Annotated in this window: 21 protein-coding genes; 7 read left to right on the forward strand and 14 right to left on the reverse strand. The window is 70.0% G+C overall.

The window, feature by feature from the left end:
* The first annotated feature begins 82 nt into the window (after window positions 1-82).
* The gene (locus ITJ62_RS12780; RefSeq protein WP_194602736.1) at window positions 83-3844 is read left to right on the forward strand and encodes a bifunctional proline dehydrogenase/L-glutamate gamma-semialdehyde dehydrogenase; all 3762 of its coding nucleotides are present in this window, start codon (window positions 83-85) and stop codon (window positions 3842-3844) included.
* Window positions 3845-3858: 14 nt separating this feature from the next.
* Here the strand turns inward: ITJ62_RS12780 and ITJ62_RS12785 are convergent, their stop codons facing one another.
* Window positions 3859-4209, reverse strand: a complete 351-nt coding sequence (locus ITJ62_RS12785; RefSeq protein WP_194602738.1) for a GntR family transcriptional regulator — start codon at window positions 4207-4209, stop codon at window positions 3859-3861.
* 88 nt (window positions 4210-4297) lie between these two features.
* Window positions 4298-4735 (reverse strand): Lrp/AsnC family transcriptional regulator, encoded by a 438-nt coding sequence (locus ITJ62_RS12790; protein ID WP_079706386.1) that lies wholly within the window; start codon window positions 4733-4735, stop codon window positions 4298-4300.
* A gap of 162 nt (window positions 4736-4897) precedes the next feature.
* Between ITJ62_RS12790 and ddaH the strand changes: the two genes are divergently transcribed.
* The 3 genes from ddaH to ITJ62_RS12805 all read left to right on the forward strand — a co-directional run bounded on the left by ddaH (window position 4898) and on the right by ITJ62_RS12805 (window position 7011).
* Entirely contained in the window at window positions 4898-5779 is an 882-nt protein-coding gene (gene ddaH / locus ITJ62_RS12795; RefSeq protein WP_370581910.1) for a dimethylargininase, read from the forward strand.
* Between the two features lie 125 nt (window positions 5780-5904).
* Window positions 5905-6138, forward strand: coding sequence for a hypothetical protein (locus tag ITJ62_RS12800; RefSeq protein ID WP_194604548.1), 234 nt, complete (start codon window positions 5905-5907; stop codon window positions 6136-6138).
* 114 nt (window positions 6139-6252) lie between these two features.
* The gene (locus tag ITJ62_RS12805) at window positions 6253-7011 is read left to right on the forward strand and encodes a polyprenol monophosphomannose synthase (RefSeq protein WP_159876187.1); all 759 of its coding nucleotides are present in this window, start codon (window positions 6253-6255) and stop codon (window positions 7009-7011) included.
* A 31-nt stretch (window positions 7012-7042) separates the two neighbouring features.
* On the opposite strand, the gene ITJ62_RS12810 is transcribed toward ITJ62_RS12805, so the two are convergent.
* The 8 genes from ITJ62_RS12810 to ITJ62_RS12845 form a co-directional block, all read right to left on the reverse strand.
* A complete protein-coding gene (locus ITJ62_RS12810; RefSeq protein ID WP_194602740.1) occupies window positions 7043-7804 on the reverse strand; it encodes an NAD(P)-dependent oxidoreductase in 762 nt (253 codons plus the stop codon).
* 47 nt (window positions 7805-7851) lie between these two features.
* Window positions 7852-9192: an alpha-hydroxy acid oxidase gene (locus tag ITJ62_RS12815; protein WP_194602741.1), complete on the reverse strand. Its 1341-nt coding sequence runs from the start codon at window positions 9190-9192 to the stop codon at window positions 7852-7854.
* Entirely contained in the window at window positions 9185-10021 is an 837-nt protein-coding gene (locus tag ITJ62_RS12820) for a FadR/GntR family transcriptional regulator (protein WP_194602743.1), read from the reverse strand. The genes ITJ62_RS12815 and ITJ62_RS12820 overlap by 8 nt, the downstream gene beginning before the upstream one ends.
* A gap of 121 nt (window positions 10022-10142) precedes the next feature.
* The gene (locus ITJ62_RS12825; protein WP_194602745.1) at window positions 10143-11075 is read right to left on the reverse strand and encodes a 2-hydroxyacid dehydrogenase; all 933 of its coding nucleotides are present in this window, start codon (window positions 11073-11075) and stop codon (window positions 10143-10145) included.
* 9 nt (window positions 11076-11084) lie between these two features.
* Window positions 11085-12548, reverse strand: coding sequence for a rhamnulokinase family protein (locus tag ITJ62_RS12830; RefSeq protein WP_194602748.1), 1464 nt, complete (start codon window positions 12546-12548; stop codon window positions 11085-11087).
* Window positions 12545-14584: a bifunctional aldolase/short-chain dehydrogenase gene (locus tag ITJ62_RS12835; protein WP_194602751.1), complete on the reverse strand. Its 2040-nt coding sequence runs from the start codon at window positions 14582-14584 to the stop codon at window positions 12545-12547. Before ITJ62_RS12835 ends, ITJ62_RS12830 begins: the two co-directional genes overlap by 4 nt.
* A gap of 178 nt (window positions 14585-14762) precedes the next feature.
* Entirely contained in the window at window positions 14763-15521 is a 759-nt protein-coding gene (locus ITJ62_RS12840) for a DeoR/GlpR family DNA-binding transcription regulator (protein WP_194602754.1), read from the reverse strand.
* Between the two features lie 194 nt (window positions 15522-15715).
* Window positions 15716-16306, reverse strand: coding sequence for a TetR/AcrR family transcriptional regulator (locus ITJ62_RS12845; RefSeq protein ID WP_124770034.1), 591 nt, complete (start codon window positions 16304-16306; stop codon window positions 15716-15718).
* 148 nt (window positions 16307-16454) lie between these two features.
* On the opposite strand from ITJ62_RS12845, the gene ITJ62_RS12850 reads away from it, so the two are divergent.
* Window positions 16455-17288, forward strand: a complete 834-nt coding sequence (locus tag ITJ62_RS12850; RefSeq protein ID WP_194602757.1) for an alpha/beta fold hydrolase — start codon at window positions 16455-16457, stop codon at window positions 17286-17288.
* Between the two features lie 164 nt (window positions 17289-17452).
* Here ITJ62_RS12850 and rhaI read toward each other — a convergent pair whose 3' ends face one another.
* Window positions 17453-18619 carry an L-rhamnose isomerase gene (gene rhaI / locus ITJ62_RS12855; protein ID WP_194602760.1) on the reverse strand — a complete coding sequence of 389 codons (1167 nt, stop codon included), beginning with the start codon at window positions 18617-18619 and terminating at the stop codon, window positions 17453-17455.
* A gap of 81 nt (window positions 18620-18700) precedes the next feature.
* Window positions 18701-19060 carry an L-rhamnose mutarotase gene (locus ITJ62_RS12860; RefSeq protein ID WP_228498473.1) on the reverse strand — a complete coding sequence of 120 codons (360 nt, stop codon included), beginning with the start codon at window positions 19058-19060 and terminating at the stop codon, window positions 18701-18703.
* 216 nt (window positions 19061-19276) lie between these two features.
* Between ITJ62_RS12860 and ITJ62_RS12865 the strand changes: the two genes are divergently transcribed.
* The gene (locus ITJ62_RS12865) at window positions 19277-20569 is read left to right on the forward strand and encodes an MFS transporter (RefSeq protein ID WP_194602763.1); all 1293 of its coding nucleotides are present in this window, start codon (window positions 19277-19279) and stop codon (window positions 20567-20569) included.
* Window positions 20570-20587: 18 nt separating this feature from the next.
* Here ITJ62_RS12865 and ITJ62_RS12870 read toward each other — a convergent pair whose 3' ends face one another.
* Entirely contained in the window at window positions 20588-21439 is an 852-nt protein-coding gene (locus tag ITJ62_RS12870; protein WP_194602766.1) for an NAD-dependent epimerase/dehydratase family protein, read from the reverse strand.
* Window positions 21440-21478: 39 nt separating this feature from the next.
* On the opposite strand from ITJ62_RS12870, the gene ITJ62_RS12875 reads away from it, so the two are divergent.
* Window positions 21479-22087 (forward strand): DNA alkylation repair protein, encoded by a 609-nt coding sequence (locus ITJ62_RS12875; protein WP_194602769.1) that lies wholly within the window; start codon window positions 21479-21481, stop codon window positions 22085-22087.
* Window positions 22088-22134: 47 nt separating this feature from the next.
* On the opposite strand, the gene ITJ62_RS12880 is transcribed toward ITJ62_RS12875, so the two are convergent.
* Entirely contained in the window at window positions 22135-23577 is a 1443-nt protein-coding gene (locus ITJ62_RS12880; protein WP_194602772.1) for an L-fucose/L-arabinose isomerase family protein, read from the reverse strand.
* Window positions 23578-23648: the final 71 nt, after the last annotated feature.

The raw sequence follows: 23648 nt of genomic DNA on the forward strand, positions 1-23648 counted from the left end.
GACCGACCGGGGTGCTCAACCGCCAGGCGTGTACTCGCGAGCCTCAGCTGGGATCACCGGATCGGAGCATAGGCTGAGCAGCATGGCGAACGTTGCGAACGAGGGTCCCACCGAACCGGTCGGACTCGCGGATCGTGCGATCGCCCTCGCGTCGAAATGGGTCGACGAAGGGGCGGAAGCTCCGACCGATCCCGCTGCCGAGCGGCTCGCCGGCGTGTTGCGCGACCCCAACGGCCTCGAGTTCACCGTCGGCTTCGTCGACGGCGTCATGCGGCCGGAGGATCCACTCGTCGCCGGGAACGCCCTCGCCGCCCTCGCCGGTCGAACGCCGCGCTTCCTGCCCTGGTATGAGCAGGCCGCCGTCCGCACCGGAGGTCTGGTCGGCCCGGTCCTGCCCTGGGTCGTCGTTCCCGCCGCGCGCCGTGTGCTCCGGGGGATGGTCGGCCACCTGATCGTCGACAGTCGCCCTCGTGAGCTCGGCAACGCGATCGCGAAGCTGCGCGCCGACGGTTCCCGACTCAATCTGAACCTCCTCGGGGAGGCCGTCCTCGGCGAGGGTGAGGCGGCCAAACGGCTCGCGGGCACCCGCGAGCTCCTGCAGCGCCCCGACGTCGACTACGTATCCATCAAGGTCTCGTCGATCGCCAGCCAGCTCTCCATGTGGTCGTTCGAGCAGGTCGTCGACCGCATCGTCCGACGCCTCGTGCCGCTCTACGAGGAAGGGCTCGCGACCGGCACCTTCATCAACCTCGACATGGAGGAGTACCGCGACCTCGACCTCACCATCGCGGTCTTCACCCGACTCCTCGACCAACCGCAGCTGCTGCAGTACCAGGCCGGCATCGTCATCCAGGCCTACCTGCCCGACGCCCTCGAGGCGATGATGCAGCTCACCGCCTGGTCGAAGCAGCGCGTGGCCGCCGGTGGCGCGCCCATCAAGGTGCGGCTCGTGAAGGGCGCGAACCTCGCGATGGAGCGGGTCGACGCGGCGATCCACGGGTGGCCGCTCGCGACGACCGGATCGAAGCGCGAGACCGACACCAACTACAAGCGCGTGCTCGATTGGGCGCTCACGCCGGCGCACACGGACGTGGTGCGGGTCGGCGTCGCCGGGCACAACCTCTTCGACATCGCCTACGCGTGGCTGCTCGCGGGCGACCGCGGTGTGCGTGAGCGTGTGGACTTCGAGATGCTGCTGGGGATGGCGACCGGCCAGGTCGAGGCCATCAAGCGGGACGTCGGGACGGTCCTGCTGTACACGCCCGTCGTGAACCCGAAGGAGTTCGACGTCGCGATCTCCTACCTCGTCCGCCGTCTGGAGGAGAACGCCAGCGAGGAGAACTTCATGTCGGCGGTGTTCGAGCTCGCCGAGAAGCCGACGCTGTTCGCGCGCGAGCGACGTCGGTTCCTCGCCTCGGTCGACGCCCTCGGGGAGACGGCCGGGCAGGTGCCGCCCCCGAACCGGACGCAGGACCGCGCCGCGGAGGCCCCGGAGGCACCGCTGCCCGACAACGACGGGGACGACCGCTTCCGCGATCCCGCGCAGGCGCCCGACGCCGGACTCACGCAGCAGGTCCTCGGACTGGAACGCGGATCGAGCGGCGGCGAGGACCGCTTCCACGCCGATCCGTCCTCCGCATACGTCGAGACGGCGGTCTTCTCCCGTTCGGAGCGTGGTGGTGTCGTCGACGGCGCCCCGGGCTTCGAGAACACAGCCGACACCGACCCCTCGCTCGCGGCGAACCGGGCGTGGGGAGCGTCGATCCTGGCGCGCGTCCCGCAGTCGACCCTCGGTGGCTCCGCGGTCGCGGCCGCAGCCATCGACGACCCACGCGTCCTCGAACGCACGATCACGATGGTCCGCGCCGCCGGTGAGCGATGGGGAGCCCGACCCGCCGCCGAACGGGCCGCCGTCCTGCACGCTGCAGCTCGGGTCCTCGCTTCCCGTCGGGCTGACCTCATCGAGGTCATGGCGAGCGAGACCGGCAAGACGATCGCCGAGGCCGATCCCGAGGTGAGCGAGGCCGTCGACTTCGCGCACTACTACGCGGCCAACGCACCCCTGCTCGAGAGCGTGCACGGCGCGAGCTTCGTCCCCTCCGCGCTCACGGTCGTGACGCCGCCCTGGAACTTCCCCGTCGCCATCCCGGCCGGAGGTGTCCTCGCGGCGCTCGCCGCCGGCAGCGGTGTGATCATCAAGCCCGCTCCACAGGCGAAGCGGTGCGCAGCCGTGGTCGTCGAGGCGCTCTGGGACGCCGGGGTGCCGCGCGACCTCCTCGTGCTCGCCGACGTGGCGGAGGGCGACCTCGGTCGTCGGCTCGTCTCCCACCCGGCCGTCGACCGGGTGATCCTGACCGGCTCCTTCGAGACGGCACAGCTGTTCCGTGGGTGGCGTGCCGACCTGCCGCTGCTGGCGGAGACGAGCGGGAAGAACGCGATCATCGTCACGCCCAGTGCCGACCTCGACCTCGCCGTCGCCGACATCGTGAAGAGCGCCTTCGGGCACGCCGGGCAGAAGTGCTCGGCCGCGTCGCTCGTGATCCTCGTCGGCTCGGTGGCACGATCCGACCGCTTCCTGCGGCAGCTCGAGGACGCCGTCCGCTCGCTCCGGGTCGGCTGGCCGTCCGACGCGCGGACGCAGATGGGGCCGATCGTCGAACCTGCGGGGGAGAAGCTCCTCGCCGGGCTGACCGAGCTGCGCCTCGGCGAGAAGTGGCTCGTCGAGCCGAAACTGCTCGACGACTCCTCGGTGAACTTCGGCCGGCCGAGCGAGCGCCTCTGGTCGCCGGGGGTCCGCACCGGTGTCCAGCCGGGCTCGCCCTTCCACGTGACCGAGTACTTCGGGCCGGTCCTCGGTGTCATGCAGGCCGCAAACCTCACCGAGGCGATCGCCCTCCAGAACGCGACCCCCTACGGGCTGACCGCGGGCCTGCACACCCTCGACCCGGTCGATCTCGGGGAGTGGCTCGACACCGTCGAGGCGGGCAACCTGTATGTCAACCGGGGCATCACCGGTGCGATCGTGCAGCGCCAACCCTTCGGCGGGTGGAAGCGCTCGTCGGTCGGGACCGGCACGAAGGCCGGCGGCCCCAACTACCTGTTCGGGCTCGGCGAGTGGCGACCGGATCCGGGATCGGCGAGCCGCAGCCTGCACCTCCGCGGGCTCGACACCCGCATCGTGAAGCTCATCGAGGCGGCCCAGCCGTCGCTCACCTACGAGGCCTTCGACGTGCTGCGGCGGTCGGCGCTCAGTGACGCGATCGCGTGGGGGAACGAGTTCGGCGAGGTGAAGGACGTCTCGCAGCTCGGCGTGGAACGGAATCTCTTGCGCTACCGGCCGGTTCCGGTCGCGGTGCGGGTCGCGTCGGGTGCGGACCTGGGCGATGCGCTGCGGGTCCTCATCGCCGCGGTGCGGTCGCGGTCACGGTTCACCGTCAGTCTCGGCGGGCGGTTGCCGCGCGAGGTCCGCGACTGGTTGTCCGAGCTGAGCATCCCGGTCTCACTCGAAACCGACGAGCAGTGGCTGACCCGGATGGCGGCCCGCGGATCGATCGACACGGGCGAGCTGGGCCAGGAGCCGCCGGTCGCGACCCGGGTACGGATCGTCGGTCCGCGTCCCGAGACGGTCGCGGAAGCGGAACCCGGAACGGAGGCCTCCGAGCCTGAGCCGCTCGCGAAGCGACTCGCAGAGGCGCTCGGCGGCGACCCCGAGATCGCGATCTGGGCCGGACCGGTCACCCAGGCCGGACGGGTGGAGCTGCTGCCGTTCCTGCGCGAACAGGCGATCTCGATCACCGCGCATCGCTTCGGCAACCCCGATCCCTGGTCCCAGAGCGTCATCTGACCCGGGCAGCGACGTCAGGCGCGGAGCGCGGCCTCCACGAGCGCCACGGCGTCCTCCGTCGAGACGCCGAGGTCCCGGATGCGGTCCGCGTACGCCGCCGCTGCCAGCTGCGCCTGCCGGTCGATCGCGTCGCCGTGCGCTGACACGAACGTCCCCGCGCGCCCCCGGGTCTCGATGACCCCGTCGGTCTCGAGGAGCCGGTACGCCTTGGCGACGGTGTTCGGTGCGATCCCCAGCTCGTCGGCCAGCCCGCGCACCGTCGGGAGCTTCGCCCCGGTCGCCAGTCGTCCGTCGTGGACGGCCTCGATCACCTGCGTCCGCAGTTGCTCGAACACACTGGTTCCCGCCTGAATCGTCCACTCCATCCGCCCATCCTGCCCGCGAACGGTCACGAATGGCGACTTCGGACGAGCCGCACTGTGCGTTGGTGACAGTTCGCGGGCCGGGGAGGGGTCAGTCGATGTGGCGGTGGATGAGACGGGTGAGGACGATCGCGCTGCGGGTGTGGTCGACGTTCGGGGCGATCCGCACCTTCTCCAGGGCGTCCTCGAGTGCTGGGATGTTGCGGGCACGCATGTGCACGATGGCATCGGCGCTGCCGGTGACGGTGCCGGCATCGACGACCTCCGGGACGCCCGACAGGATCCGCAACAGCTCGTTGGGGGACACGGTGCCGCGGCAGAAGAGTTCGACGTAGGCTTCTGTCTGCATGCCGTCGACCGTGGGGTCGACCTGGATCGTGAACGACTGGATGACGCCATCGGCGACGAGGCGGTCGACGCGTCGCTTCACCGCTGAGGCCGACAGGCCCACGACCGTGCCGATGTCGCCGTAGCCGGCGCGTGAGTTCTGTCTGAGCAGGTCGATGATGCCGCGGTCAAGGTTGTCCATGAGACTCAGTGTAAGCGCAATCATTGCGCGAAAAGCTGCCACTTCGCAGCATTCCTGCGCCAAACTCCGTGAAAACGCTGCGAATCGCATGCCATGATGAACCTGGCGTGCCCCCGGGCCCCTGGACCTCGTCCGCCGACCCTCGCTCGTTTGGAGGCCGACGTGTCGTCGACGCTCAACCACCCCACCCCCACCACGCAGGACACCACGACCGGCACCCGCGTCGCGAACCGTCGCCGGTACCTCATGTGCCGGCCGGACCGCTTCACCGTCAGCTACCGGATCAACCCCTGGATGAACCCGGACGACCCGACCGACACCTCCCTCGCGGTGTCCCAGTGGGAACAGCTGCACCAGGCCTACCTCGATCTCGGCCACCGGATCGACCTGATCGACCCGCTCGACGGCCTGCCGGACATGGTGTTCGCGGCGAACGGCGGCTTCACGCTCGACGGCATCGCCTACGGGGCGAAGTTCACCTACGAGGAGCGCATCCCCGAGGGTCCGGCCTACATGGACTGGTTCGAGGCGAACGGCTTCCGCGTCGAGCGCCCCGAGTTCGTGAACGAGGGTGAGGGCGACATCATGCTCGTCGGCGACACCATCCTCGCCGGGACCGGGTTCCGCACCGATCCCCGCAGCCACGACGAGGTGCGTCGGATCTTCGACCGCGAGGTCGTGACCCTCAACCTCGTGAACCCGAGTTTCTACCACCTCGACACCGCGATCGCAGTGCTCGACCCGGTGGCTCCCGCCGACGGCTCACCGGCGAACATCGCCTACCTGCCGACCGCGTTCGACGAGGCGAGCAACCGCATCCTCGAGCAGCGCTACCCCGACGCGATCCACGTGAGCACCGAGGACGCAGCCGTGCTGGGGCTCAACTCGATCTCGAACGGTCGTGAGGTCGTCATCGCCGCCCGGGCCGTCGGGTTCGAGCGCCAACTGCGTGAGCGCGGGTACACGCCGATCGGCGTCGACCTGTCCGAGCTGCTCCTCGGCGGCGGCGGCGTGAAGTGCTGCACCCTCGAGCTGCGCGGCTAACCCTTCGACGAGCTCAGGGACCGGATCGGAGCGGTGGGGTCTTAGGGGTCGGTGTCGAGGGGTTGCGGGTGCCAATGGGGCGGCGTATACCTGCACTGACCGCTTGAACCCGAGGAAGGGCACCCATGGACGCCGGAGAACGACGTGACCACGAACGCGCCAACGCAGGGCGCTCCGGCACCCTGAGCGATGCGACGGGGTTCTGGGTCGTGATCGCCTTCGCCCTGTTCGCCGGCGGCTTGTGGGCATTCGGTGAGGCGTTCCGCACGGACGTCCTGCAGGCCGTCTGGTTCATGGGCGGCATCCTCATGATCGCGCTCGCCATCTTCATCCCCGCGCACTTCGCCAGCAACAACTGACCCCCAGCCGGACGTTCGCCGACCGTTTCCTGAGCGTCCGGCCGTCCGGTCGGAGGCCGCCGATACGGTCCTGTTCAGCGCGCTACGCTGGCTGAGCAGACACGAGGACGGCACATGGATTCCACGGTGGTCATCATTCCCACCTACAACGAACGCGAGAACCTGGAGAGGATCGTCGCGCGCGTCCGTGTCGCCGCTCCCTCCGTCCAGGTGCTCGTGGTCGACGACAACTCACCCGACGGCACCGGAGCCATCGCCGACCGCCTCGCCGCCGAGGACGACGCGGTGCACGTGCTGCATCGCACCGGCAAGGAAGGGCTCGGCGCCGCGTACAAAGCCGGCTTCGCCTGGGCGCTCGGGCGCGGATTCGGCAACGTGGTCGAGATGGACGCCGACGGATCCCATGCTCCCGAGCAATTGCCGGCGCTCCTCGCGGCCACCGCGGAGGCGGACGTCGTCCTCGGGTCACGCTGGGTCCCGGGCGGCACCGTCGTCAACTGGCCCAAGCACCGCGAGGCCATCTCGCGGGTCGGCAGTGCCTATGCCCGGTTCGCGCTCCGGCTCCCCGCGCGGGACGTGACCGGCGGCTACCGCGTCTTCAGCGCTGATGCACTGCGTCGGCTGCAGCTCGACGAGGTCCACAGCCACGGCTACGGCTTCCAGGTCGACATGCTCTGGCACGCGAACCGCGCTGGTCTGCGGATCGTCGAAGTGCCGATCACCTTCACCGAGCGGACGCTCGGGGCTTCCAAGATGACGAGCGGCATCGTCGTGGAAGCCATGCTCCGCGTCACCTGGTGGGGCGTCTGCGAACTGACGGACCGGATCATCGGGCGTCGTCCTGCAGCGTCACGGGCGGCCGCCGGCTCCTGAGTCGCGGTGGCGCCCGTCGGCGGGCGCGCCGTCAGCTGCGGCGCGGACCCGAGGAGATGACCGGAGCCGAGCCGATGAGGTCCTCGTCGTCGACCGCGTCGACGAGGAACGCGGCGACGTCGCAGCGAGGGATGCGGAGCGAGCTCGGCCAGCTTCCCGGCGGTGACGACACGACGGGGCGTCGGGCGTCGCTGGCCGAGAGCACGGTCGGGTGCACGATGGTCCAGTCGAGCTCCGAGCGCCGGAGGAACGCGTCCGCCTGCTCGTGATCGGCGTAGACGGTGCCGAGTCGGAGGAAGTGCGTCGCCCACCGCAGGCCGGCGGGGACGCTCCGGACCGACTCGCCGGCACCGAGTGCGGAGAGGAGGACGATTCGACGCAGGCCACGCGAGCGCATCGCGTCCGTCACGACCCGCACGGCGTTCGAGATGAGATCGGGAGGGCTGACCTGGCGCGCCCACGGCCAGTCGGACGAGCCGATGTTGCTGAGGGCGATGATCACGGCCTGCGCGCCACGCATGGCCTCCTCGACGTCCTCACTCCGCAGGGGAGACCCCTGGACGACCGTCAGGCGGTCGCCGGGGACGACGGCGGCGGGGTCGCGGACGAGCGCGGTGACCGAGTGGCCGCGGCGGAGAGCCTCGCCGATGATGAGTCGCCCGGTGCGGCCGCTCCCACCGATCACGAGGAGCTGTGCCACCGTCGCCTCCAGATCGTCGAACACCGGCCCGACGGCGCAGGTGCTGCGACCGTCGGACCGTTCCATCGTTCCCGACGGAGCGATGAAGGACATCGGGGACAACCCGTGGAGTGCGGCGGTGACCGCGTTCGGTCGGGCGGTCAGGCCTTCGCGGCCGCCTGCTTCCGGGCCGGAGCCTTCCGAGCGGTCGGTGCCGCGGGCTTCGCAGCAGCCGGCCGGCCGGCGCTCAGCGACGACTGCTCCGGCATCGGCTGCAGCGTCGTGAACCGCGACAGCTGGGTCACGTGGTGCGGCTGCAGCTCCTCGAGCGACGCGACACCCAGCAGCTTCATCGTGCGCACGATCTCGCCCGAGAGGATCTGGATCGCGCGGTCGACGCCCTCGCGCCCACCGGCCATGAGCCCGTAGAGGTACGCGCGGCCGATGAAGGTGAAGCGCGCACCGAGCGCGACGGACGCCACGATGTCGGCGCCGTTCATGATGCCGGTGTCGAGGTGCACCTCGGCGTCCTTGCCCACCTCGCGCACGACGCTCGGCAGGAGGTGGAACGGGATCGGCGCGCGGTCGAGCTGGCGGCCGCCGTGGTTGGAGAGCTGGACGGCGTCCGCACCGAGGTCGACGGCGAGCTTCGCATCGGCGACCGATTGGACGCCCTTGACGATGAGCTTGCCCTTCCACTGCTCGCGGATGTACTTGACCTCGTCAGGACCGACGGTCGGGTCGAACATCGTGTCGATGAGCGCCGCGACGGTTCCCGACCAGCGGTCGAGGCTCGCGAAGGCCAGCGGCTCCGTGGTGAGGAAGTTGATCCACCACGCCGGGCGGGGGAGCGCGTCGACGATGGTCTTCGGGGTGAGCGACGGCGGGATCGTCATGCCGTTGCGGACGTCGCGCAGGCGGGCGCCGCCGACGGGGGTGTCGACCGTCACGACGAGGGTGTCGTAGCCGGCCGCTGCCGCGCGGTCGACGAGCGCCATCGACCGCTCGCGCTCGCTCCACATGTAGAGCTGGAACCAGTTGCGGCCACCGGGTGCCGCCGCCTTGACGTCCTCGATCGAGGTCGTGCCCATGGTCGACAGGGTGAAGGGGATGCCCGCGGCCGCTGCGGCGGAGGCTCCCGCGCGCTCGCCCTCGGTCTGCATCATGCGGGTGAAGCCGGTGGGAGCGATGCCGAAGGGGAACGCGACGCGCTCGCCGAGGACGTCCCAGCCGGTGTCGACGTTCGCGACGTTCTTCAGGACGGCCGGGTGGAACTCGATGTCCTGGAACGCCTGCCGTGCCCGGGCCAGCGAGATCTCGCCCTCGGCGGCGCCGTCGGTGTAGTCGAAGGGCGCCGTCGGCGTGACCTTCTTCGCGATCGTGCGCAGGTCGCTGATGGTCGTTGCGGCCGCCAGGCGTCGCCGACGGGCGTTGAACTCCGGCTTCTTGAACTGCATGAGTGGCAGGAGGTCGTGGGGCTTGGGGATGCGGCGTTCAACCATGGTCTGTCTCTTCTTTCCGCGAACTGTCGCTTGAGGTGGGTGTCGAGGGGTGCGGACTGTCGTCTTCTGACAGTTCGCGAGCCTGGTAGTAGTTGGTGATGTGGGAGCGGACGGACTGGCGGGCCAGCTCGGCGTCGGCGTGGAGGATCGCCTCCACGATGCCCCGGTGCTCGGCGCGCAGGCGGTCGGCGGTGGCCGACCACGAGGCCAGCTGGGGGACACCGGCCAGGACGTAGCGCTCGATGGAGTCGCGGAGGCCCGACATCGTGGCGACGAGGACCTGGTTGCCCTCCGCCTCGGCGAGCGACAGGTGGAACTGCGCGTCGAGGGCGAGGAACTCGGCCTCTGTGAGGGTGGGCTGATCCATCGCGTCGAGCAGGGACTCGGGGTGCGTGAGATCGGGGACGGCCGCTTCGGCACGCGACGCGAGACTGTGGACGACCGCGGTCTCGATCACGAGCCTGGTGTCGACCACGTCCTGGACGGCGAAGCCCTGCGCCGCGACCTGGAGCCGCATGAGGGTGGCCATGCCGCCGGACGGCGTAGCGACGATGATCGCGCCGGCGGTGGGGCCGGATCCCGTGTGGGTGCGGATGAGCCCCAGGACCTCGAGGACGCGGATCGCCTCGCGGACACTGGATCGACCGACGCCGAGGTCGATCGCGAGCTGACGTTCGCCGGGCAGGCGGTCGCCGGGGGTGAGGACGCCGCTGAGGAGGTCCGACTCGATGCGGGCGAGCACGACCTCCCAGGCCCTGGGCTCCGCCGCTGCGGTGGCGGGTTGCGTCGCCGGGGCCGCTGCCGGCGCGGCCGTCGCTGATGCGTTCATCGATCCTCCTTCGACACTGCGGTGTGGTCAGACCACAAACCCTACCTCTTGAACCGATTCAACGCGAGCCCTCGCCGCAGATTTCTCTGCGAAGGGAAATCGACGGACGTCGACGCACGTCTCAGGTGCGGAGGACGATGTTCTCCGGCTCCTCATCGGCCAACAGATGTTCGATCTGGCGACGCAGAAGACGCGCCATCCGCGGCAGCATGGCGCTCGTCGCGCCCCCGATGTGCGGGGAGACGAGCACGTTCGGCAGGGACCAGAGCGGGTGGTCGGCGGGCAGCGGTTCGGGGTCGGTCACGTCGAGCGCGAGTCGGATGCGACCACTGGTCGCGTGCTCCACGAGTGCGTCGGTGTCGGCGACGGGACCGCGGGCGACGTTCACCACGAGGGCGTCGTCGGGCAGTGCCGCCAGGAAGGTGTCTCCGATCAAGCCGCGTGTGTCGTCGGTGAGCGGGACGACGACGATGACGATCTCAGCGTGCGGCAGGAGTCCGGGCAGTTCGTCGATGCCGTGGATCGGCCCCCGCTCGTCCTCCCGCGCGCTCGACGCCACCCGGGTGACCTCCACCTCGAACGGGAGTAGCCGCTCCTCGATGGCCGCACCGACCCCGCCGTACCCGATGAGGAGCACGCGGCGGTCTGCGAGGCTCGGACGCTGGCTCTGCAGCCACTCGCCCGTCCGCTCGGCGCGCACGAAGTCCGGGATACCCCGCTGCGAGGCGAGGATGAGCCCCACCGTGAGCTCCGCCGTCGAGGCCTCGTGCACGGTCGCCGCGTTGGCGAGGGTGATGCCCGCGGGGAGGAGGTCCGCGAGGCCGTCGTAGCCGATCGACTGCACCTGGACGAGCTTCGGCGTCACTGCGGCGACGTTCGCGAGCGGCTTGTTCGAGCCGAGGTACACGGGCACGACGAGGTCGATGTGCTCGACCGGCGGTTCGGCGCGCAGATCCCATTCGACGAACTCGGCGCCTTCGGGGAGGGGGCCCTGCGACAGCACCTCCTCGCGCAGGTCGGCGGGCAGGCTGACGATGAGTGGAGAAGCGGTCATGCTGCGACGCTACCGGCTGACGGTCGTGGAGCCGGCAGGCTTGCGCGGCTCGTAGTGGGTCGGATCGAAGGAACGGGCGACGAGGGCGCGCAAGGTCTCGAGGTCGCCGTCGATGATCCCCACCGCCCTGGCCTGGACGAGGACGTTCCCGAGCGCGGTCGCCTCGACCGGGCCGGCGATGACGGGGATCTCCGCACGGTCGGCCGTCAGTTGGCAGAGGAGCGTGTTCTGGGATCCGCCGCCGACGACGTGGATCGCGCGCACCTGGACCCCGGACAGCTCGGAGGCCGTGTGGACCGCATCCGCGAACGCCTGCGCCAGGCTCTCGATGATGCACCGGACGAACTCGGCACGGGACTGCGGGACCGCCCGCCCGTGCTCGATGAGGAACTCGGCGATGCGCGCCGGCAGATCACCGGGGGCGAGGAACCGGGGGTCGTTCGCATCGAACACCGAGACCGGAGCGTCGACCGCGGCGGCCTGGGCGATGAGCCCGGGGAGGTCGATCGTCTCGCCACCGCGCTCCCAGGTGCGCACCGATTCGCTCAGGAGCCAGAGTCCCATCACGTTGTGCAGGAAGCGGGTGCGTCCGTCGACGCCGCCCTCGTTCGTGAAGTTCGCCGCTCGACTCGCCTCGGTGAGGACCGGGCGTTCGAGCTCGACCCCGACGAGTCCCCAGGTGCCGCACGAGATGTAGGCGGCGTCCGGGGTCGTCATCGGGACGGCGACGACCGCTGAGGCCGTGTCGTGTGAACCGATGGCGGTGACGGGCGTGGATGAGGGCAGACCGACCTCGGCGGCGACCGCTTCGAGGAGCGTCCCGATGCGATCGCCCGGCTGGACGATGGGCGGGACGACGGCCGCCGGGATGCCGAGTCGGGTGAGGAGTCCGGCGTCCCACCTGGTCGGTTCGCCGGCGCGGACGAGGCCGGTGGTCGACGCGTTGGTGGCCTCGGCGACGCGGGCACCGGTCAGCCAGTGCGCGATGAGGTCGGGCACCAGGAGCGCGGTGTCGGCGACGTCGAGCATGCCGGCGTCACGCTCGGTCGCGAGCTGGTAGACGGTGTTGAACGGCAGGAACTGCAGGCCGTTCACGCGGTAGAGGTCGGCGAAGGGGACCGTTCCGTGGACCGCCTCGACACCTGCCGCCGTCCGTTCGTCGCGGTAGTGGAACGGTGCGCCGAGGAGGCGCCCCTGCCGGAGGAGGCCGTAGTCGACCGCCCACGAGTCGATGCCGATGCTCGCCAGGTGCGGCTCCTGCTTCGCTGCGCCAGACAGTCCCGCGATGATCGAGCGGTACAGCTCGAGGATGTTCCAGTGCAGGCCGTCCGGCGTGCGGACGGGCGTGTTCGGGAAGCGGGCGACCGGTACGAGGCGCAGCTCGCCGGGGCCGACGTGGCCGAGCATGACCCGCCCGCTCGTGGCCCCGAGGTCGACCGCCGCGACGGTGCCGCTCCGGCCTGCCGTGCTCATCGCAGGAAGGCTGCGGCCACACCCGCGTCGACGGGGATGTGCAGTCCGGTCGTGTGGCTGAAGTCGCTCGTGCAGATCGCGAAGACCGCGTTCGCGACGTTCTCGGGGACGACCTCGCGCTTGAGGATGGTGCGCTGCGCGTAGAACTTGCCGAGGTCCTGCTCGTCGATGCCGTACGTCTTCGCGCGGTTCGCACCCCAGCCCGAGGCGAAGATGCCGGAGCCGCGGACGACGCCGTCGGGATTGATGCCGTTCACCTTCACACCGTACTCGCCGAGCTCCGCGGCGAGGAGGCGGACCTGGTGGGCCTGGTCGGCCTTCGTCGCAGAGTAGGCGATGTTGTTCGGGCCGGCGAACACGGAGTTCTTCGACGAGATGTAGACGATGTCGCCGCCGAGCTTCTGGTCGATGAGCACGCGTGCGGCGGCCTTCGAGACGAGGAACGAGCCCTTCGCCATGACGTTGTGCTGGAGGTCCCAGTCGGCCTCGGTGGTCTCGAGGAGCGACTTCGACAGCGAGAGACCGGCGTTGTTGACGACGAGGTCGAGCCCGCCGAAGGCGAGGACCGTCTCGTCGATCGCGGCCTGGACGGCGGCCTCGTTCGAGACGTCGGCGGCGATGCCGATCGCGACGTCCGTGGTGCCGAGCTCGGCGGCCGCCGCCTGCGCCTTCTCGAGGGAGAGGTCGGCGATCGCGACGACCGCGCCCTCCGCGACGAGACGCGTGGCGATGGCCTTGCCGATGCCGGATGCGGCACCGGTGACGAGCGCGATGCGGGTCGCGAGTGGCTTCGGCGCAGGCTGACGCTGCAGCTTCGCCTCCTCGAGGGCCCAGTACTCGATCGCGAACTTCTCGGCCTCGTCGATGGGCGCGTACGTGGAGAGCCCCTCGGCCCCGCGCATGACGTTGATGGCGTTGACGTAGAACTCGCCGGCGACGCGGGCGGTCTGCTTGTCCTTGCCGAAGCTGAACATGCCGACGCCCGGGACGAGGACGATGAGCGGGTCGGCCCCGCGGATGGCCGGGCTGTCGGCCGTGGCGTGGCGGTCGTAGTAGGCCTGGTAGTCCTCGCGGTACGCCTCGTGCAGCGTGCCGAGACGCTCGACGACCTCCTCGACGCTCGCCGTGGCGGGCAGGTCGACCGTGAGTGGCTTCACCTTGGTGCGGAGGAAGTGGTCGGGGCAGCTCGTGCCCAGCGCGGTGAGGCGCGGGTGCTCCGCCGAGGCCAGGAAGTCGAGGACCTCGGGGCTGTCGGTGAAGTGGCCGACGACGGGACGGTCGGCGGAGGCGAGCCCGCGGATGGTGGGCGCGAGGGCCGCCGCCTTGGCTCGACGCTCGACCTCGGGGAGGGCCGCGTAGCCGTCGAGCGCCGGACCGAAGGGCTCGGGGCGGGAGTTCGCCTCGATGTAGGCGGCCGCGGTGTCGATGATCCAGAGGGAGTTCGCCTCAGCCTCCTCGGAGGTGTCGCCCCAGGCGGTGATGCCGTGCCCGCCGAGGATGGTGCCGACGGCCTGCGGGTTGTCGGCCTTGATGGCGGCGATGTCGAGGCCGAGCTGGAAGCCGGGGCGACGCCACGGGACCCAGACGACCTTGTCGCCGAAGATCTTCGCGGTGAGTTCGGGGCCGTCGGTGGCGGTCGCGATGGCGATGCCGGAGTCGGGGTGCAGGTGGTCGACGTGGGCCGCGTCGACGAGGCCGTGCATGGCGGTGTCGATCGACGGGGCCGCGCCACCCTTGCCGTGCAGGGTGTAGTCGAAGGCGGCGACCATCTCGTCCTCGCGGTCGAGGCCGGGGTAGACGTCCTGCAGGGCGCGCATGCGGTCGAGGCGGAGGACCGCGAGACCCTCGGGCTTGAGCGTGCCGAGGTCGCCGCCGGAGCCCTTGACCCAGAGGAGCTCGACCGGCTCACCGGTGACGGGGTCGATCTCGGTGCCCTTGGCCGAGGTGTTGCCTCCGGCGTAGTTGGTGTTCTTCGGGTCGCTCCCGAGGCGGTTGCTGCGGGCGATGAGCTCTGCAGCGGTTGGGTTCACGGACATTCGCACTCCTTCGTCGGGGCACGTCCGTGCCCGGTGTTCGATCGTGTTAAGTGTTACACGAAGCGACAGAGGTCGCAATGGCGGATGTCCCGATCTCAGGAGAACCTCGGCGCGTTGCGGTCGTCGCGGAGCGACGCGCGCGGTGACTCCTGAGAACGGGACGTGCGGGGCCGGGTGCTCAGAGGAGCTCGACGGCGTCGCGGTAGGCGTCGAGCGCGGGGTCGGTGGGGTCGAGTTCCGTGACGAGGAGGTCGATGTCCGCGAGGGCGAAGCCGACCGCCATCGCGCGCTGCCCCAGCTTCGAGGCAGCGGCGACGAGGATCGTCTCGTCCGAGGAGCGGGCGAACGCCTGCTTCACCTGCGCTTCTTCGAGGGTGACCTCCGAACTGCCGACGGTCGGGTCGATGGCGGCGGCCGACAGGAAGAAGCGCCGGTAGAGCACCGACGACGCCGCCTGGCAGGCGATGGGGCCGATGAAGCTGTCGGTGCGCGACTCGGCTTGGCCGCCGACGAGGATCGCGGTGACCTCGCGGTTCGCGCCGGCGAGGAGGAAGTTCGGGTAGGAGTTGGTCGCCACCGTGAGGGTCGACTCGCCGAGCAGTCGACTGATGCCGCCGGCCGTGCTGGAGGCGTCGATCGCGATCGCGCCGTCCGTCGGGATGAGTGACCGGAGCTTCTCGACGATGGCGCCCTTCTCGCGGACGCCCGTCGCGGACCGCTCGGTGAAGGTCCTCGGTCGCAGGGTCGGGATCGCCCCGCCCCGGACGCGCCGTACCAGGCCGAGCTGCTCGAGGTCGGCGAGGTCGCGCCGCACGGTCATCGAAGACACGTCGAGCTCCGCAGCCGCGTCGTCGAGGCGGATGCTGCCGTCGCGTTCGAGGATCGCGGTGAGCCTGGTCCGTCGTTCTTCAGCGCCGAGCGTGCCGGTCGTGGCCATGCCGCCCCCTGTCCATCGGTGTCGGACGTGTCCGTTCGTGTCCGTCTCAACAGGATGTCACAGCGGGGGATGCCGAACGGTTCCCAACTCAGGAGCGCCCCGGCGCGTCGCCGACATGCCGCGGCGTGGCGTGCGCGGCGCGCCGCGAGCGTCCTGAGTTGCGGACCGCCGTGCATCACGCGCGCGCGGGTGATTCAGGAGGCGGCGTCGATGAGCGTCTCGGCTGCGCGACGCGCGTGCAGCGCGGCCTCGGGGGAGCCCGTGATGGCGGCGGTGGTCTGGGCGCCCTCGGCGAGGATGGCGAGCTGGGGGGCGAGCGATGCCGGAGCGCCGGCGTCGGCGACGAGGTCGGCGACGTAGTCCTGGAAGGACGCCTTGTGTTCGCGGGTGATGGTGGCGACCGCCGGCGAGACGCCCCCGAGCTCCCCGAAGGCGTTGATGAAGCCGCAGCCGCGGAACGAGTCGTCACTGAACCAGCCGGCCAGGTAGTCGTAGATCGCGAGGAGCCGGTCGCGGGGTGTCTCGGCGTCATCCACGAGCGCGCTGACGCCGGTGGTCCAGAGCTCGTGCCGGCGCTCCATGACCGCGAGGACGATGTCCTCCTTGCTCGGGAACTCCGAGTACAGGCGCTTCAACGACACGCCTGCCGCCGAGCGCAGCTCGTCCATGCCGACGGACTGGATGCCCTTCGCGTAGTACAGGCGGTCGGCGGCGTCGACGATGATGTCGCGCACGGAGGCCGGTGTCGCGGGTGCGGCCGCCGGGCTCGGCGACGCGATCGTCATCGTCTGTTCGCTGGTCATTCCATCAGTGTACTTGCATTGAGAACGATCGTTCCCTATGCTGATGGACACCGAAGAGAACGATCGTTCTCAATTCGGGGCGTGGAACCGGGCGACGAGTCCGGACGCCGAAGACGAAAGGAATCGAACCATGTCGTTCATCACCGTCGGAACCGAGAACAGCACCTCCGTGGAGCTCTACGTCGAGGATCACGGCAGCGGCCAGCCCGTCGTCCTCATCCACGGCTACCCCCTCGACGGCTCCTCGTGGGAGAAGCAGACCGCGGCGCTCCTCGACGCCGGCTACCGCGTCATCACCTACGACCGCCGCGGCTTCGGCAAGTCCTCCAAGCCCACTGAGGGCTACGACTACGACACCTTCGCCGCCGACCTCAAGGCCGTCGTCGACGGGCTCGACCTCCACGACGCGGTCCTCGTCGGCTTCTCGATGGGCACCGGCGAGGTCGGCCGCTATCTCGGCACCTACGGCTCGGAGCGCATCGCGAAGGCCGTCTTCCTCGGCTCGCTCGAGCCGTACCTCCTGCAGACCGACGACAACCCCACGGGTGTCCCGCAGGACGTGTTCGACGGGCTTCTCGCCGCCGTCACCGACGACCGCTACGCGTTCTTCACGAGCTTCTTCGAGAACTTCTTCAACACGGACGAGAACCTCGGCTCGCGCCTGAGCGAGGAGGCGCTGCGAGCCAACACGCAGCTCGCCTACAACGCATCGCCGTACGCCTCGGTCGCGGCGCAGCCCACCTGGCTGACCGACTTCCGTGCCGACGTCGCGAAGATCGACGTCCCGTCGCTCATCGTGCACGGCACCGGCGACCGCGTCCTGCCGGTCGACTCCACCGGTCGCGTGTTCGCGAAGGCGCTGCCCTCCGCCGAGTACGTCGAGATCGAGGGCGCGCCGCACGGCATGCTCTGGACCCACTACCGCGAGGTCAACGAGCAGCTGCTCGCCTTCCTCGCGAAGTAGTCGGCTCGGTCGGTTCGCAATACAGGTCCGTTCCGGCGCGTCGGCGAGCTCGGCCGGTGCGCCCGGGGTGACACGCCGCGCGCGTCCTGAGTTGTGAACGTCCGGATGTGGATGAAGCCCCGCGACCGGGATGGTCGCGGGGCTTTCCTCGTGCTCGGGTGTGCTTACGCGCCCCAGCTCGCCTGGGTCCCGCCGACGCGCTCCTCGGCGATCTGCTGCTGGTAGCCCGAGGCCAGGTAGGCGCCGAACGGGTCGGCCGGCAGGCCGCGGCTCTCGCGCCAGGCGGCGAGCGGCCCGCGGACGTCGGTGTAGAACGCGTCCATGAGGATGCCGTTCGCGCCGAGGACGTCGCCGGCCTCCTGTGCCGCGGTCAGTGCGTCGCGGTCGACGAGCAGTGCGCGCGCGGTCATCTCCTGCACGTTCAGCACCGAGCGGATCTGCCCGGGGATCTTGTCCTCCACGTTGTGGCACTGGTCGAGCATGAACGCTACCGGCGAGTCGTCGTCGAGGCCGCCGCCGCGGACGACCTCGTAGAGGATCCGGAACAGCTGGAACGGGTCGGCTGCACCGACGATGAGGTCGTCGTCGGCGTAGAAGCGCGAGTTGAAGTCGAACGAGCCGAGCTTCCCGAGGCGCAGGAGCTGGGCGACGATGAACTCGATGTTCGTGCCCGGCGCGTGGTGGCCGGTGTCGAGGCAGACGAGGGCCTGGTCGCCGAGCTGGGCCACCTGGGCGTAGGACGTTCCCCAGTCGGGGACGTCGGTGTGATAGAACGCCGGCTCGAAGAACTTGTACTCGAGCACGAGTCGCTGCTCCTCGCCGAGGCGGGCGTAGATCTGCTGGAGCGAGTCGGTCAGGCGGTCCTGCCGGCCGCGGATGTCCTGCTGGCCCGGGTAGTTGCTGCCGTCGGCGAGCCAGATCTTGAGGTCCTGCGAGCCGGTCGCATGCATGACGTCGATGCAGGCGAAGTGGTGGTCGATCGCCTTCTGACGGATCACCGGGTTGCTGTGGGTCAGGCTGCCGAACTTGTAGTCCTCGTCCTGGAAGGTGTTCGAGTTGATCGTGCCGAGCGCGACGCCGTGGTCCTCGGCGTAGCGACGGAGCGCGCTGAAGTCGTCCACGAGGTCCCACGGGATGTGGAGCGCGACCTTCGGCGCGAGGGCGGTGAACTCGTGCACCTTGGCGGCGTCGGCGATCTTCTCCTCGGGCGTCCGCGGGGTGCCGGGCGTCGTGAACACCTTGAAGCGGGTGCCGGAGTTGCCGAACGCCCAGGAGGGGAGTTCGATGGCCTGCTTCTCGAGCAGCGGGGTGATGGTGTCGAAACTGGTCATGGTCACTTCTCTGTGCGTGTTCCGGTGGTCTGGGCGCGTTCACGGCGCTGGTTGCAGCATACGTGAATCGTTTCAGCGTCGCTACTCGTGCAGGGCCGCGAGCTGGTCCTCGAGGTGGAACACCTCGGTGAGCTGGAGGAAGCCCTCGTCTGGCGGCAGGTCGAGGTCGACGAAGAACTCGCCCATCTCCGCCTGCCAGCGCGCGTTGACCTCGGTCTCGGCCATGCCGGCCTGGGCTGCCTCGAGCGATTCCGTCTCGAAGTACCCGATGAGGAGGCCGTCGTCGCGGACGAAGAGCGAGTAGTTGTGCCAACCGGTGTCGGCGAGCGCCCGCAGCATGTCGGGCCAGACGGCGGCATGGCGTTCGCGGTACTCCACGAGGCGCTCGGGCTTGACCTGGAGCTGGAAGCACACGCGGTGCAGGGGTCGGGCACTCGTCATCGAGGCGCACCTTTCGGTTCGGTTCGCGACCACCCTGAATCGATTCAGAGGATCGCAAGCAGCGTATCCGGGCGATCGGCCGTGGGTCAACGGACCGGCTGCCCGGATGTCTGAAGGTCTGGACAGGGGGCATCGACCGTTCGGCGTTCAGGGCGCGCCCGTCGTCCGCGCCGATCACCCCTGGACACCTCGGAGCGAAGTCTCTAGCGTTGACCCATGGCTGCCGATGACGCGCCACCCGATGCACCCACGATCGACGGTTCCGACGGTTCGGAGAAGTCGACCGTCGCCTCGGAGAGCCCGCGCTGGCGTCGCGACGTCGCGGTGTTCCTGTCCGGCCAGACGGTCTCGCTGTTCGGCTCGATGCTCGTGCAGTACGCGATCATGTGGCACCTGACGCTCGAGACGAAGTCCGGTGTCGTGCTCGCGTTCGCCGCCGTCGCGGGGTTCCTGCCGCAGGCGATCGTGTCGATCTTCGGCGGGGTGTGGGCCGACCGCATGAACCGCAAGCTGCTCATCATCGCGGCCGACGGCTCGATCGCCATCACGACCCTCGCGCTCGCGATCTTCCTCATCAACGGCGCCGCCGACCTCTGGCTCATCTTTCTCACGCTCGCGATCCGCTCCGTCGGCGCGGGCATCCAGATGCCGGCCGTCTCCGCACTCATCCCGCAGATCACGCCGACCGACAAGCTCATGCGGGTCAACGGCATCAACGGCTCCATCCAGTCGGCCATGATGCTCGTCGCCCCGGCTGCGGCCGGCGCGCTGTACGCGAGCGCGTCGCTCGTCGCGATCTTCTTCGTCGACGTCGTCACGGCCGCCATCGGGATCGGGCTGCTGCTGCTCGTACCGGTGCGGACGCTCGTGCGGTCGGGCGAGCGCCCCGGCTACTTCGCCGACCTCACCGAGGGCGTGCGCTACGTCTGGCACCACGGCTTCGTGCGCTGGCTGCTCATCCTCTTCGCGATCGTGTTCCTGCTGGTCGTCGCGCCGTCCTACCTCACGCCGCTCATGATCGCCCGCACCTTCGGCGACGAGGTCTGGATGCTCACCGTGAACGAACTCGCCTTCAGCGTCGGCATGGTCGGCGGCGGAGCGATCATCGCGATCTGGGGCGGCACCAGGAACCGCGTGCTCCTCATCGTCGGGTCCTCGGTGGTGTTCGGGGCGCTGTCCATCGGGCTCGGACTCTCGACCAACCTCTGGGTCTTCTTCGGCTTCATGTTCCTGCTCGGGATCGCGGTGCCGTTCTTCTCGACGACGTCGATGACCCTGCTGCAGGAGCGCGTCCAACCGGAGCGGCAGGGGCGCGTGTTCGGGTTCGTCGGCATCGTCATGGCGGTGTCGATGCCGCTCGGGATGATCGTGTTCGGGCCGCTCGCCGACGTCGTGTCCGTCGAAGTGCTCCTCGTCGTCGCCGGCGTGCTCACCTTCATGGTGCTCGCCGTCGCCGTGCTCGTGCCGTCCGGTCGACGGGCGATGGCCGAGGTGACGAAGCAGCCGTGACCCGCCCCGGTCGTCCGATCAGGGGAGCTGCGCCGAGTAGCCCTCGCGGTAGGTGGGGTAACGGTAGGTGAATCCGGTGTCGCGGAGGGCGGCCGCCGTGATGCGCTTGCCGCGGTGCGGCTCTTCCGGGGTGCGACCGGCGTCGTCGAGCGTCGGGGGAGCGACATCGAGTCGATCGGCGAGGAAGTCGGCCACCGTCGACAGCAGGACCGGCTCCTCGTCGATGCCCGCCACGACCGGCGGGAGCGATGCCGCCGGCAGATCGAGCAGGTGCACGATCACGGCAGCGGCGTCGTCACGGTGGATGCGATTGGTCCAGCCGGAGGGCCGGGTGACACGGCCGTCGCGGACCTGGTCGACGAACATCGTGGCCGTCGGACCGTAGAGGCCGCCGAAGCGGATGGCGCTCGCCTCGGGCACGGCGGCGAGGACGGCCTCCTCGGCCGCGAGCAGGGCGCGTGCGGTGCCGGTGGTCGGGACGGCCGGCGTGGTGTCGTCGAGCGTCTCCCCGCCGTCCTCGCCCCACACCGCGGTCGACGACACGAACAGGATGCGAGGCGGGGTTCCGGGGAGTGCGGCGACCGCGCTCACGAGATGTCCGACACCGTCGCGGTAGAGGGCGTCGTAGGCTTCGACCGAGCGTGCCCGGGGCGCAAAGGCCACCACGATCGCCGTCGTGTCCGCAGGAAGGTCGGGGGCGGAGGTCGTGAGGTCGCGGAGCTGGAGGGTGAAGCGCCCCTCGACCGGCTCGGTGAACGGGGTAGCCTCGGGCGCCGTGCGCTTCACGCCGACGACGTCCTCGCCACGGGCCAGGAGCCTCCCGGCGACGTCCGAGCCGAGCTGTCCGAGTCCCACGATCACGACGGTCATCGCTCCACCGTACCCGGCGCCAGGGGTGAGAATGGTGGGATGAGTGCTGCGGGGGAGTTCATCGACGCGGCGCTCCAATACGAGGGCGACGGCTACCGAGCAGCGGACGTCGCCGAGCGGCTCGGCGACGGGCTCCAGTCCTACGGTTCCTCGGTCGGGGCCGTGCGCGGCACGGTGCGCGACGCCCTCCGGAAGTTCCGCGGACTGGAGCATGACGAGCTGGCAGCCCTCGCCTCGGAGCTGTGGGCCGTGCCGGTCTTCGAGCGTCGACTCGCCGCGATCGTCCTCCTGCAGTCGAGCGTCCCGGTGCTCAAGCACACCGACCTGACGAGGATCGAAGGCTTCGTCCGCGCCGGTCGGGTGCCCGAGCTCGCCGACCCACTGGCCACCGACGTCATCGGACCGCTCCTGGAACGCCTCGATGGGACGGCCCGGGCCAAAGCCGAGACCGTCCTCGACCGCTGGATGCAGGACGAGCCCTGGCTGCGACGTGCGGCACTGCTCGCCCCGATCCGCGCGCTCGGTGCGGGTAGTGGGGACGTCGATCGCGCCACCCGTCGTCTGGCCGTCGCCCTGGACGGGTTGCAGCGGCCGGCGCCGATCGCCGTGGTCGAGCCCGCGGTGGAGCGTCTTCGCGCCGTGCTCTGATCCATGCTGTCGCTAGGTCCGGGTTCGACTCAGGGACCGACGGCGCCTCACACCTGGCGGAAGTCGATCCCCAGCAGGCTCGCCGCAGCCCGGTAGTCCGCCGCCCGGTGCCCGAGCGAGAGCGACCAGTGGTGACCGATGCCGGTCGCGCTCCACTCATCCACCCAGACACCCGGGTCGCGCCCGAAGTCGACACGGCTCGTCGTGTTGCCGATCGCGAGCAGCGGGCCGGGGACGACCTCGCCCTCCGAGGCGACGAAGGCGAGCGAGCCGTCGCGGTCCTGCCCCAACCCCAGCAGCGTGACGGGCCCGTGCCGCACGTCGAACTCGACGCTCACGCCCCAGCCGCGCTTGCCGTGATAGACCCCGAGGCCGCGCAGCAGTGGGTCGCGGGAGCTGACGGCGAGGTGCGCCGGTCCGTCGTGTCCCATCTCGACGACCTCGTCCTCGAAGTCCAGCGCCTGGATCTCGCAGAACGACCCACCGGCGCCGACGACCTGGGTCGCGAGCTGCGCGACGGTCGTGCGCAGCTCGTACTCGCCGGTCGTGGGGACACCACGAGCGGTGAGGAGGGACGCGCCGAGGATCATGCCGGCACCGAGTCGCTCGTGCTGTTCGCCGTCGCGACCGCGGTGGTAGTAGGCGAGGCTGTCGAGCGCGAACTCGTCGACGAGCCGGTCGAGGCCGACCGACACCTTCGCTCCCCACGCGAAGTCGTCCTCGACGACGGTGTCGTCGAGGGTGAAGATCTCCCGGGCGAGGGCCATGCGGTCGGCGACCTCGGCGTCGGTCACCTCGTCGACGAGGACGCGGAGGTCGTCGAACTCCACGACCTCGACGTGCGAGCCGAAGGTGGTCGGCAGCAGGGTGAGGTCGGTGGAGACGTCGAGCATGCCGGGGTAGACGTGGCCCATGAGGCCGTGGCGGGCGTGACGGAGGGCTGCGCGGACGTGCGCCGCTCGGATCCACTGCGAGATGCGGTCCCACGCCGACTCCTGACGCAGCCACCCCGACACCGAGCGGAACGGGATGCCCGCGCGACGGAAGACGTTGCCGACCTCGGGCACCGGGCACTGCCCGCAGTAGGCGAGCCACGCGCCGGTGTCGAAGCTCGCGTGGTCCATCCGCTCGGTCGGCTGCAGGTCGATGACGAGGACCGGGGTGTTCGCGCGCTGGGCGATCGGCAGGACCATCGAGGAGGTGAGGTAGGTGGTGAGGAACAGGACGATGAGGTCGCAGTCGCCCTGTCGGAGCTGTTCCGCCGCGGCGTCGCCCTCCTGCGCGTCCGAGATGAAGCCGACGTCGACGACCTCGGCGTCCATCTGCTGGAAGCGTTCCGAGACGTACCGGGCCGACGCCTGGAGCTGGGGGAGCAGTTCCGGGAACTGCGGCCAGTAGGTACCGAGGCCGCCGGCGACGAGGCCGATGCGGGGCTTCCGCCGTGCCTTCGGGGTGAGGAGCGGGTGGACGGCTGCTGCGGTGTGGGTCATCGTCGATCCTTGATTGGGTGCGGGTTCGGGAGTATTTAATCGATTAAATACCGGTGACGACTGTACCCGGG

The sequence above is a fragment of the Plantibacter sp. VKM Ac-2876 genome (assembly GCF_015350715.1).
GTDB classification, from domain to species: Bacteria; Actinomycetota; Actinomycetes; order Actinomycetales; family Microbacteriaceae; genus Plantibacter; species Plantibacter auratus.